Annotated in this window: 12 protein-coding genes and 2 pseudogenes; 4 read left to right on the forward strand and 10 right to left on the reverse strand. The window is 52.6% G+C overall.

The genetic code is table 11. The annotated features are described in order from the left end of the window. Window positions 1–51: 51 nt before the first annotated feature. A complete protein-coding gene (locus EBB79_RS08820) occupies window positions 52–753 on the forward strand; it encodes a class I SAM-dependent methyltransferase (RefSeq protein WP_127748560.1) in 702 nt (233 codons plus the stop codon). 326 nt (window positions 754–1,079) lie between these two features. Here EBB79_RS08820 and EBB79_RS08830 read toward each other — a convergent pair whose 3' ends face one another. After that, window positions 1,080–2,609: an AMP-binding protein gene (locus tag EBB79_RS08830; protein ID WP_127748562.1), complete on the reverse strand. Its 1,530-nt coding sequence runs from the start codon at window positions 2,607–2,609 to the stop codon at window positions 1,080–1,082. Between the two features lie 103 nt (window positions 2,610–2,712). On the opposite strand from EBB79_RS08830, the gene EBB79_RS08835 reads away from it, so the two are divergent. Both EBB79_RS08835 and EBB79_RS24755 read left to right on the forward strand, forming a co-directional pair. Continuing rightward, a complete protein-coding gene (locus EBB79_RS08835) occupies window positions 2,713–3,627 on the forward strand; it encodes a LysR substrate-binding domain-containing protein (protein WP_127748563.1) in 915 nt (304 codons plus the stop codon). A 106-nt stretch (window positions 3,628–3,733) separates the two neighbouring features. After that, window positions 3,734–4,225 (forward strand): annotated as a pseudogene (locus EBB79_RS24755) (site-specific integrase); the annotation flags it as partial. A gap of 434 nt (window positions 4,226–4,659) precedes the next feature. Here the strand turns inward: EBB79_RS24755 and EBB79_RS08845 are convergent. From EBB79_RS08845 to EBB79_RS08860, 4 genes are read right to left on the reverse strand one after another with little or no spacing between them, the layout of a single operon-like run. Continuing rightward, entirely contained in the window at window positions 4,660–4,968 is a 309-nt protein-coding gene (locus tag EBB79_RS08845; protein ID WP_127748564.1) for a hypothetical protein, read from the reverse strand. Next, window positions 4,958–6,010: a hypothetical protein gene (locus EBB79_RS08850; RefSeq protein WP_127748565.1), complete on the reverse strand. Its 1,053-nt coding sequence runs from the start codon at window positions 6,008–6,010 to the stop codon at window positions 4,958–4,960. The genes EBB79_RS08845 and EBB79_RS08850 overlap by 11 nt, the downstream gene beginning before the upstream one ends. Then, entirely contained in the window at window positions 6,007–6,414 is a 408-nt protein-coding gene (locus EBB79_RS08855) for a DUF4383 domain-containing protein (RefSeq protein WP_127748566.1), read from the reverse strand. Before EBB79_RS08855 ends, EBB79_RS08850 begins: the two co-directional genes overlap by 4 nt. Beyond that, the gene (locus EBB79_RS08860; protein ID WP_127748567.1) at window positions 6,411–7,898 is read right to left on the reverse strand and encodes an FAD-binding oxidoreductase; all 1,488 of its coding nucleotides are present in this window, start codon (window positions 7,896–7,898) and stop codon (window positions 6,411–6,413) included. Before EBB79_RS08860 ends, EBB79_RS08855 begins: the two co-directional genes overlap by 4 nt. An 857-nt stretch (window positions 7,899–8,755) precedes the next feature. Between EBB79_RS08860 and EBB79_RS08865 the strand changes: the two are divergent. Then, window positions 8,756–9,221: pseudogene (locus EBB79_RS08865) on the forward strand (transposase); the annotation flags it as partial. Here EBB79_RS08865 and EBB79_RS24760 read toward each other — a convergent pair. From EBB79_RS24760 to EBB79_RS08885, 5 genes are all read right to left on the reverse strand, one after another. Then, a complete protein-coding gene (locus tag EBB79_RS24760; RefSeq protein ID WP_338045802.1) occupies window positions 9,180–9,350 on the reverse strand; it encodes a tail fiber domain-containing protein in 171 nt (56 codons plus the stop codon). The pseudogene EBB79_RS08865 and the gene EBB79_RS24760 overlap by 42 nt on opposite strands. A gap of 61 nt (window positions 9,351–9,411) precedes the next feature. Continuing rightward, window positions 9,412–9,690, reverse strand: a complete 279-nt coding sequence (locus EBB79_RS24390; RefSeq protein WP_164860719.1) for a hypothetical protein — start codon at window positions 9,688–9,690, stop codon at window positions 9,412–9,414. A 472-nt stretch (window positions 9,691–10,162) separates the two neighbouring features. Beyond that, on the reverse strand, window positions 10,163–10,636 hold the full coding sequence (locus EBB79_RS08875; protein WP_127748568.1) for an A24 family peptidase: 474 nt from the start codon (window positions 10,634–10,636) through the stop codon (window positions 10,163–10,165). Continuing rightward, window positions 10,633–11,298: a helix-turn-helix transcriptional regulator gene (locus EBB79_RS08880; RefSeq protein WP_164860772.1), complete on the reverse strand. Its 666-nt coding sequence runs from the start codon at window positions 11,296–11,298 to the stop codon at window positions 10,633–10,635. The genes EBB79_RS08875 and EBB79_RS08880 overlap by 4 nt, the downstream gene beginning before the upstream one ends. A gap of 422 nt (window positions 11,299–11,720) precedes the next feature. Then, a complete protein-coding gene (locus EBB79_RS08885) occupies window positions 11,721–12,722 on the reverse strand; it encodes a type II secretion system F family protein (RefSeq protein WP_127748570.1) in 1,002 nt (333 codons plus the stop codon). Between the last annotated feature and the right edge of the window lie 8 nt (window positions 12,723–12,730).

Consider the following 12,730-nt stretch of genomic DNA (forward strand, 5'->3'; position numbering starts at 1 on the left):
GAAGTAAGAACGAAGGTCAGCCGGTGAATAAACGTAAATGGAGTACTATCCTTGGGTATTAGCATTAATATCGCCCGGCAGCTCGCACGAATTGCCCCCCTGCTAGAGGGTAAAAAAAACGGTATCATGCTGGGCCGACAAAAAATGCACTTTAGGCCAGAATGGCAACCACGGCTGATCAATGAATTAGCAAAAATGGGTATCCAAACGACAGAACAGGAAATTTTTCCGAGAGACCACTTTTGTGAACCATATCTCAATGCAATCAACTGGCCCCCCCTTGCCAGTCTGGATTTTTCAGACATTGAAGGCGCTGAGTATATTCACGATTTAAGCGAACCGGTGGGTGATAATCTGCGCAAACAGTTTGATGTCATTTATGATGGTGGAACTACCGAACATGTGTTTGATATTGCTCAATCCTTCCGTAATGTTGACGCGATGCTGAAAGATGATGGGATCTTTATTTCCTGCGTAGGGACAGATGGCTGGTTTGGTCATGGATTTTACCAAGTGGGACCAGATATCCCATGGCGCTATTGGCATGCTGCATTGGGATATGATGTGTTGGGCTGTTGGACATTTCCGAGAAGACGTAATGAAGAGCCGCGTGTGATCGAGGACCCTACAAATATGCCACGTGGTGCGGTGCACAGCTATGACCTGCCGCAGTTTATCTTTTACGTTGTTAGAAAGAACGGTGAAAAAGGAACGTTACCTCCGGTTATTCAGAGCCATTATGTGAATTATTGAACAATTGGTGATCGCTTTTGGTGTGGGAGAAACTATTATGTCGCTGTCTGACGTCAGCGCTTATGAGGCCAAATAGAAGGTTTGTTGCTCATCGTAACCACTGAGGAGTGGACGATGAGAAAGACAACGAAAATCCCAAGCAATACGACGTCCGCTTAAACCATCCTGAAAATGGGCGCGGCGCACCTTCAAATACAATTCCACGGTGGAATCCCCAAACCCTCCCATTAAATGAGAGGGCAAAAGTGGACGACTTTTACGCCGCCCGCGACTGCACTGTGCTGCCGCTACACATTCATGAATGACGACTTTCTGGATCAACCAGACTACATCAAGGCGAGTTTGCCCTTTTCCGGTTTGCCAGTTGGGGTACGTGGCATCTCGTCCAGAACGACAATGTGCTTTGGCACCATGAACCGGGCCATTCGTTCTGCGCAATGTGCTTGAAAGTTGTCTAGCGTGATCGTCTGACCCTCCTTGAGGGTGACGAAGGCCTTAATGTCCTCTTCTCCCATTGCACCAGGAACTGCGATGACCGCACAGTCGTGTATAGCCGGATGAGAGAGCGCACCTTCTTCAACTTCGTAGCCCGAGACCATTTCACCCTTCACCCTGATGCGCTCGCTGACTCTGTGCATGAAGTAGAAGCGGCCCTCATCATCCAGTCGTCCAATATCGCCGGTGTGAAACCATAGGTTACGGCGACTTTCGAGGGTGCGTTCCAACATTCCGAAATAACCATCTGCCATGACCCCTGGTTCATTGGGGCGCACCACTACATGCCCCGGCTTACCAGCTGGAACTGGGTCGTCGTTGTCATCCAGGATAGCGACTTCGAAATGCGGCAGCACGATCCCACCCTCTTGATCCCATTGCGGCACTACCACCCACCCTGCGTCCGTCGAGCCATAGCCGCCACCGGGGATCAGATGTGTATTGAAGCGCTCGTCAAAATCCTTCTTCGGAACCGGAGCGGGGGTCGACCAGCAACGGGTGATCTTGTGGCTTTTCTCCAATTTGCTGGGCGGGTTGGCCCACAGAAGTTGCTGCACCGAGCCCAGCATCATGAACCAGGTCACCCCGTAGTCGTTCACTTCCTGCCAGAAATTCGACAGGCTGAAACGTTGTCGCAGGATCACGCGACCGCCCATCATCATTGTCGGCAGAATGTCATAATACGCCGCGCCAATATGGCTCAGTGGATATGGCGAGTAGACGCAATCGTCCGCGGTTACCCGAAACGGGCCAATCATGTTCTCCGCTGTGCGCACCGCATAGCGATGCGACAGAAGACATCCTTTAGACACCCCGGTGGTCCCTGATGTGAACAAAATAGTGGCAGTATCCGTATCCTTGGCAGGAGACGTGATATGGGCGTCTATGTCGGAAAGTAGCGCTTCAAAACCAATCACTTCAAGTGCGGGGAACAGGCGCTTAGCCTCGTCCACCCCATCCAGCATCACCAGAGTTTTTACATATGGGATCTCAGCACGCACCGCATTCAGATCCGCAAGGTGTTCTGTCGAGGTGAACAGAACAGGCGCATGGGTTTGATCGATCATCCGCGCCAGGGGGGCACCGCGCATCGCCCGGTTCACAGAGACTTCGACCGTGTTTACTTTTTTCAACGCATAGGTGATGGCAAGGTATTCTACGCTGTTTTCCAGAACGATGGCCACATGGCCCAGGTCTTTACCGAACCGGTCGCGCAATCCATTGGCAAGACGGTTGGTCAGGCGTTCAAAATCACCATAGCTGGTGGTAGTGCCAGTTTCGGCAATGGTGATGAACGGCCGGTCAGCAAACCGGGTTGCGCAATCGTGCAACAGATCTCCGAGAGTGATTTTGAGCGCCATCCTGTCCTCCATGTCATGGGCTGATTTTCAGGAGCAATATCGCGGCAAGCTGACAGCAATAAGGGGGTGAAATATTATCCCATAATAAGGTAGAACTTATGATATGTGGAATCGGATCCCCCCCATACAAAGCCTCCGGCTGTTTGACACGGTTGTGCGCCATCGCTCCATGACCAGGGCCGCAGCGGAAACTGGCATTTCACAATCAGCAGTCAGCCAGTCGATTAGGCAGTTAGAGGATTTTGTCGATGCCCCCTTGCTGGATCGCGCGACCCGGCCCATGACCCTGACACCGGCCGGAGCAGAATTTCATCGCATCTGCATCGAAACTATTGGGCGACTGGCCCATACGGTCGAAGAAATGCGCCAGACCAACAAAGATAGTGGGAATACGGTAACGGTGTCCTGCAACCTTGGGTTCGCCACTTACTGGTTGATGCCCAGGCTAAACTATTTCAGCGCCGAGCACCCTGAAATCGAAGTCCACGTCATGGTCGCTTATCAAGGCGCGGCAGGTCTGCACGACGGGTCGGATGTGGCCATCAGATACGGCCATGGCCGCTGGGCGGATGGTCTTTGGGAACCGTTGTTCAAGGAAACGCTGATACCTATCTGCTCACCTCAATACCTGAATAATCATGGTCCGATCCGCGATGCCGCAGACCTGGCCAGCCGCCGTCTGATCCACGTTGCAGTGACCGATGCGGACTGGTTGGGATGGGAACAGTACTTCAAGCTAATTGGCCATACGAGCACACCAATTACTGGTGGCCTACGGTTTGGCAATTACGTTCAGGCGGTACAGTCCGCACTTACGGGTGAAGGCATCATGTTGGGCTGGCGATCAGTTGTCGGAGACCTATTGGCGACGCAACAGCTAACAATCGCTTATGACACGCCGACACATCTGGACAGTGGCTATTTTGTGAACCAATCAAGTTCTCGTGTGGGTTCAAACAGCACTGGCAAGCTTCTCGATTGGTTGGGCCGAAAGGCAACCGAGACTTTGGACTTCTAGGTGCTGTGTGGAGATTTCCTTTGTTGGCTTTAAGACAGAAGCCGCCCATTCAATGACAACTCTGCAGCCTGCAGTTTTGGCTAATACCCGTCAAACGCCGCATTGCGGGCAAAAGCGACCGCTGCTGCCCACACACGGTTGGGCGATCCGCACTCGGTTGGAGATTGCGGGAAATCATCGTGACCTTGTACTTTCCAACCTGGCTATCGACAGCAAGCTTCAAGGATGTGATCTGATTTGCCTGAAAGTCGCAGACGTACTTGCGGCTGGACACGTCAAAGAGCGCGCGTCAAGGATTCAGAGTAAAACCCAAAAAACAGTCCGATTTGAGATCACCGAGGGAACACGAAAATCGCTGCTACGCTGGATAGGCAAACCACTCATGATAGGGTCCAAGCATTTGTGGCCGGGGCGGTTCCGCGCGCGCCATTACATTTCGATGCGCCGAACCAAGATTTCACAGATCTACCCGAAGACCGGAAACTTACGCGCTGTTCAGCTCTTGCCTGGCCATACAAAGATGGACAGCACAGTCAGATACCCCGGCGTTGAGTTGGAAGATGCTCTAGCAATTTCTGAAGCAGTTGAAATCCAGTAAGTTGGGCCGATTTCAACTTTGGCCCGCTCTGGACCTTAACGTTGGCCACTGCAAACCATCGGTTCGAGCCCGAATCTGAGATCAATGCTGCACCAGTCACATTCCGGTACTAAGGGCGGGTTTCGGACCTTCGCTTAGGTCAACTTCAACGGCAGCAATGCGCAGTAGTTGACCTTTGCAAAGTCGGATCATCCTGCGTCACGAGAGTACCTGAACGGTCCTTTGCCAACCTTCGTTGACGACGCAGTGAATGGCTGGTCAAAGCCCAATGTGCCAAATGCAATGGTAGAAGAAACTCGTCAGGAAGGGTGGGGGAGAGACATTTGTTATAGGTGCCATGCGCACAGTTCGAGGACGTTCAAGTGGACGTTTGTTAGGTGGCAAAATTGCATTATGCTATTGGCGGCCATTCAGAGAAATACAGGTGTTCAGCCCTAGTCGCCAATCTCTTTTTGGGTGGCTGGTGCTGGCAGACAACCCGGCAAACCTGCGGGCAAAACAACCCGGGCACCGGCACTGTAAAGGCGCGCCGCAACGCGGGGGCTGTCTGCGGCAAGCGTGATGCTAATCGGGCCGACTGCAAGGATCGACATATCCGGATCGAGCTGACCCACAAATTCCGCAGAAGGCAGCAGCACGATATACGCAGGGGCCGCATCAGTCATCAAGCTGACCGCCAAAAGTATACAGAGCCAGCCTAATCCGAGGAGCGGCACAGCCAACAGGATCTGCTTAATAGTCATGGATGTGCTCTAGTCGCAGACCAGTTTCGTCCAGGCCCCTCAACACATCCGCCAACTCGCTAACCTTCACCACAATCAGGTGGCGATAATCATCATATCCCTGCCGGGCAAAGCTGTAGAGCGCTTGAATATGGGACGGATCAGGAGAAAGCGCTGTGAACAGGATATCGTCATTTCCAGCAATCTCGACGAACTCAATTCCCTCTTGGGCCATTTTGACAAGGATAGCCGTAAGAATCCGGTAGCGCGGCGTTTCGATGACAACGCCATTGGGCAGCACCTTGATGAGCTTCACTCCTTTGAAAGATGCAAGTTTGACGGGATCGGTGCTGGTCACCACCATCCGGAGAGTCAGTTCGTCCCCGCCAGTTTGTGCAACAGCAGTCGCAATTACATCCGCGTAAGCCGCCTTAACCCTATATTCGAGGCCAAGTGCCAGTTTGCGCTCCGTGTCACGAAAAGTCCTAACATCAACTGCAGACAATGCTTCAGCATCTCCGCGAAAATTCCACTTATACCACGGCACCTGTTGCAGGAAGTGGGCATACGCAGCCGCTTGCTCAGCCGAAAGTTCATCCGTCGCCGCCCGCTCGGCACCGCGTATCCATGCTGTCACTCGACCAAGGGTCTCTTCGTAGGCTGCTTTCATAGCCAGTTCGAGCGTGAAGCTTGATCCGATTACATAAACCATCTGTTTGGTTGCACTGTCGATCCCGCCATGTGCAGCTGACTTTTCCGAAAGCGCGCAGAGCGAAGACCAGTAGCCAACAATGCCGCTCAGATATCCATACTCGTGCGGATCACCGCTCTGGATTACTCTTCCGTAATCGTCATATGCGTGGACGATGTGCCACTCCGGGTAGGTCATGAAAGTTCGGGATTCTGTTCGGTGGTATTCAACCGGGATCAAGGAGGCATATTCTTCCCCAAGCGCCTCGCCCTGGCAGCTTGTTTCCACGTAGACAATTGGAACGGCCAGAACCATCGCCAGCAAGATCAAGGCCAGCAGGCTGCGCTTGGTCCAACGCCAAAGGGCGTTCACGCCCGTCGCTCGATGAAGAGGCCCGAAACAAGCGCAAATCCACCAAGTGCCAGATGTGGTAAGTTCGCTAGACTGCGCCCAAGCGACAATTCCATGCCCAGAGAGGCGTTCGTGAAGATGCCCATATCCAGAAAACCATAACCTGTGAAGAAGCCAAAAATGCCGTCACCCATGTATGCAGCGCCGAACAGGACAAGGAAGATCCTCGCTGCTTTGCGCGACATCAGACCCGCGATTAGCGCCCAGAGTGCCGAAGCAACATGCAAAGCATCGTCGTATAAATCCAAGGCGAAGATACCAAAGGCCAGTCCGGTTTCGTCGGTCAGTCCGGGAATGTAGTTGATCGAGGCTGCGATCATCAGAGCTATGAAATAGCCAATCGAGATCTTCTGAAGTTTGCTCATAGCGTTCTCAAATATGTGTCCCAAAAATTATTCCGCAGGATGAGGTCAGGGTCTATGCGGCGTTTGGCATCCACGAAAGCAGGCACCTGCGGATATGCAGCTAGCAATTGGTCGACCCGTGCGTGTGGGCGGTACGGCAGGTAAAAAGTGCCGCCAATAGCCACTATTCTATCGATCAATATCTCAGTCATCCGTGCCATGTCTGCTTCTGCCCGCTCGGTTAATTCTTGGCTGAAGGACATGACCGCCGCAATGCGCGGTCTAGGCGCAAAAGACAGAGTGCTTTCCGCATCAGTTGCCACGTAGCGCAAAGTGACATTTAAGAACTCTTGGTAAGAGGCAGGGATGACCTCTCGGCAAACCGTCAGAAACTCGTTGAACCTGTCGAAATCAACAAAATACTCATGCAGTATGTCTGTCCGGTCTGGATTCCGGTCATCAAGCGTTTTAACAGGCTCGTTCATCAGGCCGTTACGTGTAACATCTCCACCACCGAGGCTTGGTCCGATGACCGTCTCGTTCCACCAGCGGAAGTCCTTCATCGGCTCATTACCGAGCTGGGCCCTGTAGATACGGCTTGCCAATATTGACATCCAACCCGATCCGCCTGCCGGTGGAAGATTTTCCTGTTTTGTCGTTTTCCGGTAAGTAACGAGTAATGCCTCTTCGAAAAACCCCGCACGTTCTACATTGAGACGCCCATAGGCCATTGTGACTTCCGGATCCTTTAGGGCAGCCTCGTAGGCCCTGCTGAACTCATCTGCAGGCATGACCTCATAGAGAGGATAGAGACGAGTATTTTTCTCCATCTCTACTTCCAGATCTACTATCGCACCAATCAGGCCATAGCCGCCCATAGCATGTCCAAAAAGGTCGGAGTTCTCTGTCCGTGAACAGGTAACAAGTTCTCCGGACGGCAAGATCATGTTGAGGGAACGCACCGTCGACCCCATTGGGCCATAGGGAACTGGCCACCCGTGCGCATTCACGCTGTACGTAGCAGCGACTCCAAAATCGTTGTTCGATTGCATGACTTTGGGAGAAAAACCAATCAGATCGAGGGCGGAAATCACCTGAGACCAGCGCGCGCCAGCATGCACTCGGTATACGCCTGCATCCGTATCGGGTTCGATCATGTTGTTTTCGAAGGTCATTGCGGTTCCATTCCTTGGAATGGCTTGGCCACCCATGGAATGACGCGCCGCGCCAATGTTGAACGGCCGGCCATCTGCCTTTGCCGTACGCATCTCATTGCGCACTACCTGGATCAGGGCTTCGCCTGGGTCCTCTCTAATCACGATATGCTTATGAACAGGTGTTGCAGAAAGTCCGCTAGCATCGTTGAGAATACCGCCTCCCGATGAAGGATTAATCCGCTTTACCCCATCAAACACCGGTTGTTTCATACTAAAATGGTTGGCCGCAAACCATCCTGCTGCGCCACCAGACCCGAGCAGGAAAGCTCGGCGGGCAATCTTTTTCATTTGGCCTCCATTCAACAGCCGAACTTCCAATAACGGCCGATTGAGTTTCCCGTAGGTCATAGGAATACAAGTTACACAATAATTGGCCAATTTCATTAAGCCGACAAGTCATGAAATCCACCGACAATGTCATCACGTTGGACACATGAAAAAACTTGGGGGCTTTCTCCACTTTGTTTCTAGGCAATTTTCTGATTACGGCACTCCCATCGAACGGCAGCAAAACGAAATCTGTACTGTGGAATTTGATCTTGGGACTAAAGGCAAGAATAGGCCGCTCGCTCCAGGTGGGTCAACAACATCAGATAACGGCTCTGTCCGCTCAGCGGGTATTTGTGAGTCGCGCAGCGAAGGACTGGAACCGGCCCTTAGACGTGATCACCACCAATGGCAGCAAAGTGCAGATAGCCACATTTGCAAAGTTGACTCCCCAGATGCCATGAAGTGTCGCAACCGGACCTTGGCGCAGGACGCGGCGAATGCCTGGTTAGAGCGGCGTTTTTAAAGGGTCGATGTCGGTTTAGATTCCGGTGTCGGCAATCTGTCGGTACCCAACCGGGCACGATGTCAACAACCTTACTCAAACTATTTTGACCGAGAACGACTAGGCGTTTGCGTAGTGAGATGCTTGGCCTATGGTCCGGTTAATGCGGAGGGCTGTCGATGCAAAGACCAGAGACAGGATTTGCAAAGGCAGGTGACGTCCACATCGCTTACCATGTCTTCGGCAACGGACTGACTGATCTCCTGCATGATGGACCAGTCGCGGTTTGATGCCGCTCCTTTGATGGCATTTATTGCATCAATGGAGATGGACTATGGGACTGAAACGGACGGATTAATTTCGCAGGGATGCGGTGCGGATTGCGTTAACCAGTGGGATTACGCCTAAGCAGGTGGCTGATGATTTTGGCGTTGGCATGTCGACGCTGAACAAATGGATTGCCCAACACCGAGACACCGATGTGGTGTCGAAAGAGGATTTGAGTCTCGCCCAAAAGAATGACCGGCTTCGACGTGAGAACCGGCTCCTGAAGGCGGAACAGGACATCTTCGAAAAGCAACGCAGTTCTTTGCAAGCCAAAAACCGTGAGGTTCAGGTATATGGAAAAACTCCGGGACACGTTTCCGGCGCAGCGCTTGTGTCCGGTTGTGGTGGTCAGCGCGCGTGGATTGCGGGCTTTCCGCAGTCGTCCAACCAGCCGCAGGCAAGGCAGTGATCTGGTGACGCTGGCGCATATCAAAGAACAGCCGCGTCTCAGCTTGGGCAGTTGTGGCAGGCTACGGATGACCAAAGCGCTGAAAGAGGCCGGCCTGGATATCCTGGGCGATAAAGACGCAGTGCAGCCGGGCCTTGTCCTCGCCCTTGGCCTCGACCGCATCAATCCACTGATAGATACGGTTGCTTGTCTTGAGCGATGCAGCCACCCGTTTTTCCGCATCGTTCAACACCCGAATGCTGTGTTTCAGGTCCGCATCAGAGGACTGAATTGCTGTGTTGGTGGAATAGATATCATCCTAGCGGAAGGACGCCGTTGCGGCTGGGATCAGGTGAAAGCTGCACAACGCCGTCGCTGGAGTGCCTGCGCAGTGCTAAATGCGCGGCACTATCGCTCTTAACGGTGACGGCTGAACCAGCAATTGGCGCAACGCCGAAACCCAGCCCATCGGAGGTCATTTTCAGGCCCTCGACCCCTTCTACCCGCCAGCTATGGCTGATCGCACCAAGAGCCCCCAGTCTCATCTCATAATCGATTGAGACACTCGCTACGGAATTATCCCGTGTGGCCATTCGGAACACATCGGTCCAACGAAGCAAGCGCGTGTGTTGGTGGCTGGCAGGGTCGTCACCATTAATGAGGTCCTTAACCGGTGAAGGTCCAATCACATTGACACCAGAACACGACGCTGCAGCCGGTGTCGCTTGACCAATGTGGCTAGATCAGATTTGTCGGATCGCGCTGCTAAACCAGACTGCGTTGGGTTATTGGATAGGTTAATTTTCTGCATGCTCCAGGTGCGGGCCATGTTTCTGACAGGGGCAATGCGGGTGCAGATATCGCGCATTTTTGCGCGTTAGCCCGCTGGTCAGTGCGACCCGCACTGCATCTTGGCCTTGTTCTAAAGGAGCCGCTGTGTGTTCGAGGACTTTGGCCCGATCAAAAAGCTGTTAAAGTCGGTTGCTGCGATCAACAAGGAATGCTTCTGGCATAGCTGAGGTGACAAAAATTCCAGTCATTTCAATCGACCAGCCGAACATTCCTTCAACTCAAATGGATTATTGCGCATAATAGCGCTGCCAGTGAAATGCTAGGTGCCATGGGGAAACCTATTTGCTGCAACGCGGCCCAGCGATTCTTAAGACCATTTTGCGATCTCTGAAGCGCGGCAAGTATGACTACCATGCAGAGCAAGGTGGCCGATAGATACAGGGCAAAAGACTGAACCGTGTCCGAAGGTATCAATAGGGTGACCACAGAGAGCATCTTTACGTCCCCGCCAGCAATAATTCGGGTTGCAAAGAGAACAAGACCAATCGCGAACACAAGGCAGAAAGCCAGCAGCCGACTCAAGATTTCAGGCAAGTCCAGCATCGGGGCCGCAAGCACGAAGATCGCTAAGATCAACAGTACATTGCGATTTGAGATCTTCAGTTCTCGGAGATCTTGCCAAGCCATCCAAACCAATAGGGGGGCTGCAACCAACAAACCTGCAAAAGACGCCCAGGTCGCTGTCACGCGGCTGTGCCCCGGCCCACATTCTCATCATCAATGACAACCATTGCAACGAGGCGATATACAAGTTCTGACATGTTGTGAATATCGGTTTTTGCGTAAATATTGCGTAGGTGCGTCCGCAACGTGGACGCTGAAATGCCAAGTTGGTGGCTAACGCGTTTTACCGATTGACCCTTGCTCAGCAATACACAAACACGATATTCGGCTCGGCTTAGCCGGGCAGGGTTTGTCATGCTCAAAAGATGGGTATCAGGCATTTCAGGCTTGCGTGTCCGTGACATTTTCAAACAGGCTTCCAAATAGCGGCCAGGAGCACGGTTCGACCAGGTTCTCACCAGGGTACTAGACAGAGTGTTGAGAAGCGCCTGCTGCACGGGGCCAGGGTGGTCCGCAAAATGCAGTTCAAGAAAATCTGTTTCCGCACCGCCAGAGGTGAGAGGAATAACAGCCAGATCGCTGAGACCTCTGGCACGATGGATATGTTCAAGTGCTGGGCTATCCACATTCCCGGACATGGAACTATACCAGATCATTCCGGGTTTGGCTTTGGCGACGTAGCCGCCAAGCACGACATGGGCAAAAGACTGCCGCAGGTCGCCGGTCCTGCCAGAAGATTTTGTTCGGTCGTAGTAAAGCCCACAGCCCCGGTCAACGCCATGCACGTTCAACCGACACAGGGCGGCAGCTTCGGCCCCGATAGCCTTTGTTATGGCTCCTAGTGCTTCTTGGAAAGGCGCACATCCGTGTAAACATTCACACCAGCGTGCAATTGGTGATATCAGACCTATTTCGGAAATTTGAAATGCAGTGGTCGCCCTAATTCGTGTAGCAGTCCCCATCTTACTCCCCCTAAAAGAACAACTGCTCTACGTTTTAGCCTCCGTACATCAACAATACCTATGCTGGTATTTCTGCTTGTCCCTACTAGGGTGGCGCAGTTTTCAAAGAATCCAAATGATTGGGCAAAATAATTTGGATTCGAGTGAATTTTCAACGTATACGTGCAAATCTGACTGCCGTGAGGGAGGTGTCCTTGCCTGGTTGAAATGAAACTTCAGAATTATCGCATGCTGCATCTTGTTTTTTATGCGGAAAAGAACCTGATATATCTGATCACAACTGGGCCAACTGTCAGCAAAATCAGTGCAGGCAACATCAGGGACGCAAGCACCGCCGACATCTTCACTGGCAGTTTGTTTGCCATTTCCTGTGCCCGGACCTCTCGCTGATCCCGCAGATCTTCAGAGTAAGTTGACAGCGCCGTAGCCATGCTTGTGCCAAATTGCATGGATTGCAAGGCAACATTTGCAAAGGAACGGATAGTGCCAACACCTGTTCTGTCTGACAGGTCCAGCAGGGCCTCTTCGCGAGGTCTGCCTGCTTGAATTTGTCGCTGAACGCTCAGAAATTCGAAAGCCAGCTCAGGTGCTGCACTTGTCATTTCGTTGCCGACCCGCGTCATTGCGGCATCAAATCCAAGCCCTGAACCGACCGAGATGCGCATCAGATCCAACGCATTGGGGAAGGCTTCTTCAATCCGACGGCGGCGGCCCGCGACCCGCGCATTGAGAAGGTAGAGCGGCCCGAAATAGCCGCACCCAATCAGCGCCATTAGACATTGGAAAACCTGCAAATTTGTCCAATCACCAATTGTCATGGAAACTGGATTTGGCGGCAGTAATTCGGAAGCGCGGCTGAGGCTGACCAATAGCAGCAGCATAGCGGGTAGAACCAATCCGAGCAGAGCCCGGATCAGAAAAAAGCTACGCAGGGCGCCAGATTGCGAGAATCCGGCCTGGGCCAGCTTGTTTGTGAGTTCTGTCCGCTCTCGTTTATCGGAAGGTACAAAGGCCTTGATGAACCCACCACTGTTCTTGTCCAGGGGCATCAACAACCCCTTGTCCTGTCGAATACGAGACGCAGAGGGATGCAGAGCGGCTATTCGGGTTGTAGTGGGGTTATTACGTGCCAGAAATCCAGCAATCGCTCCGTACAACAGCAGCGCAGCAGTCCCGAATCCGATCATGATGAACGTACTTTCGGACAATCCACTTCGGGTGATCAGATCTGTTACCAAGTGTTCCATGATCACAT

The organism is Parasedimentitalea marina (assembly GCF_004006175.1).
GTDB classification, from domain to species: Bacteria; Pseudomonadota; Alphaproteobacteria; order Rhodobacterales; family Rhodobacteraceae; genus Parasedimentitalea; species Parasedimentitalea marina.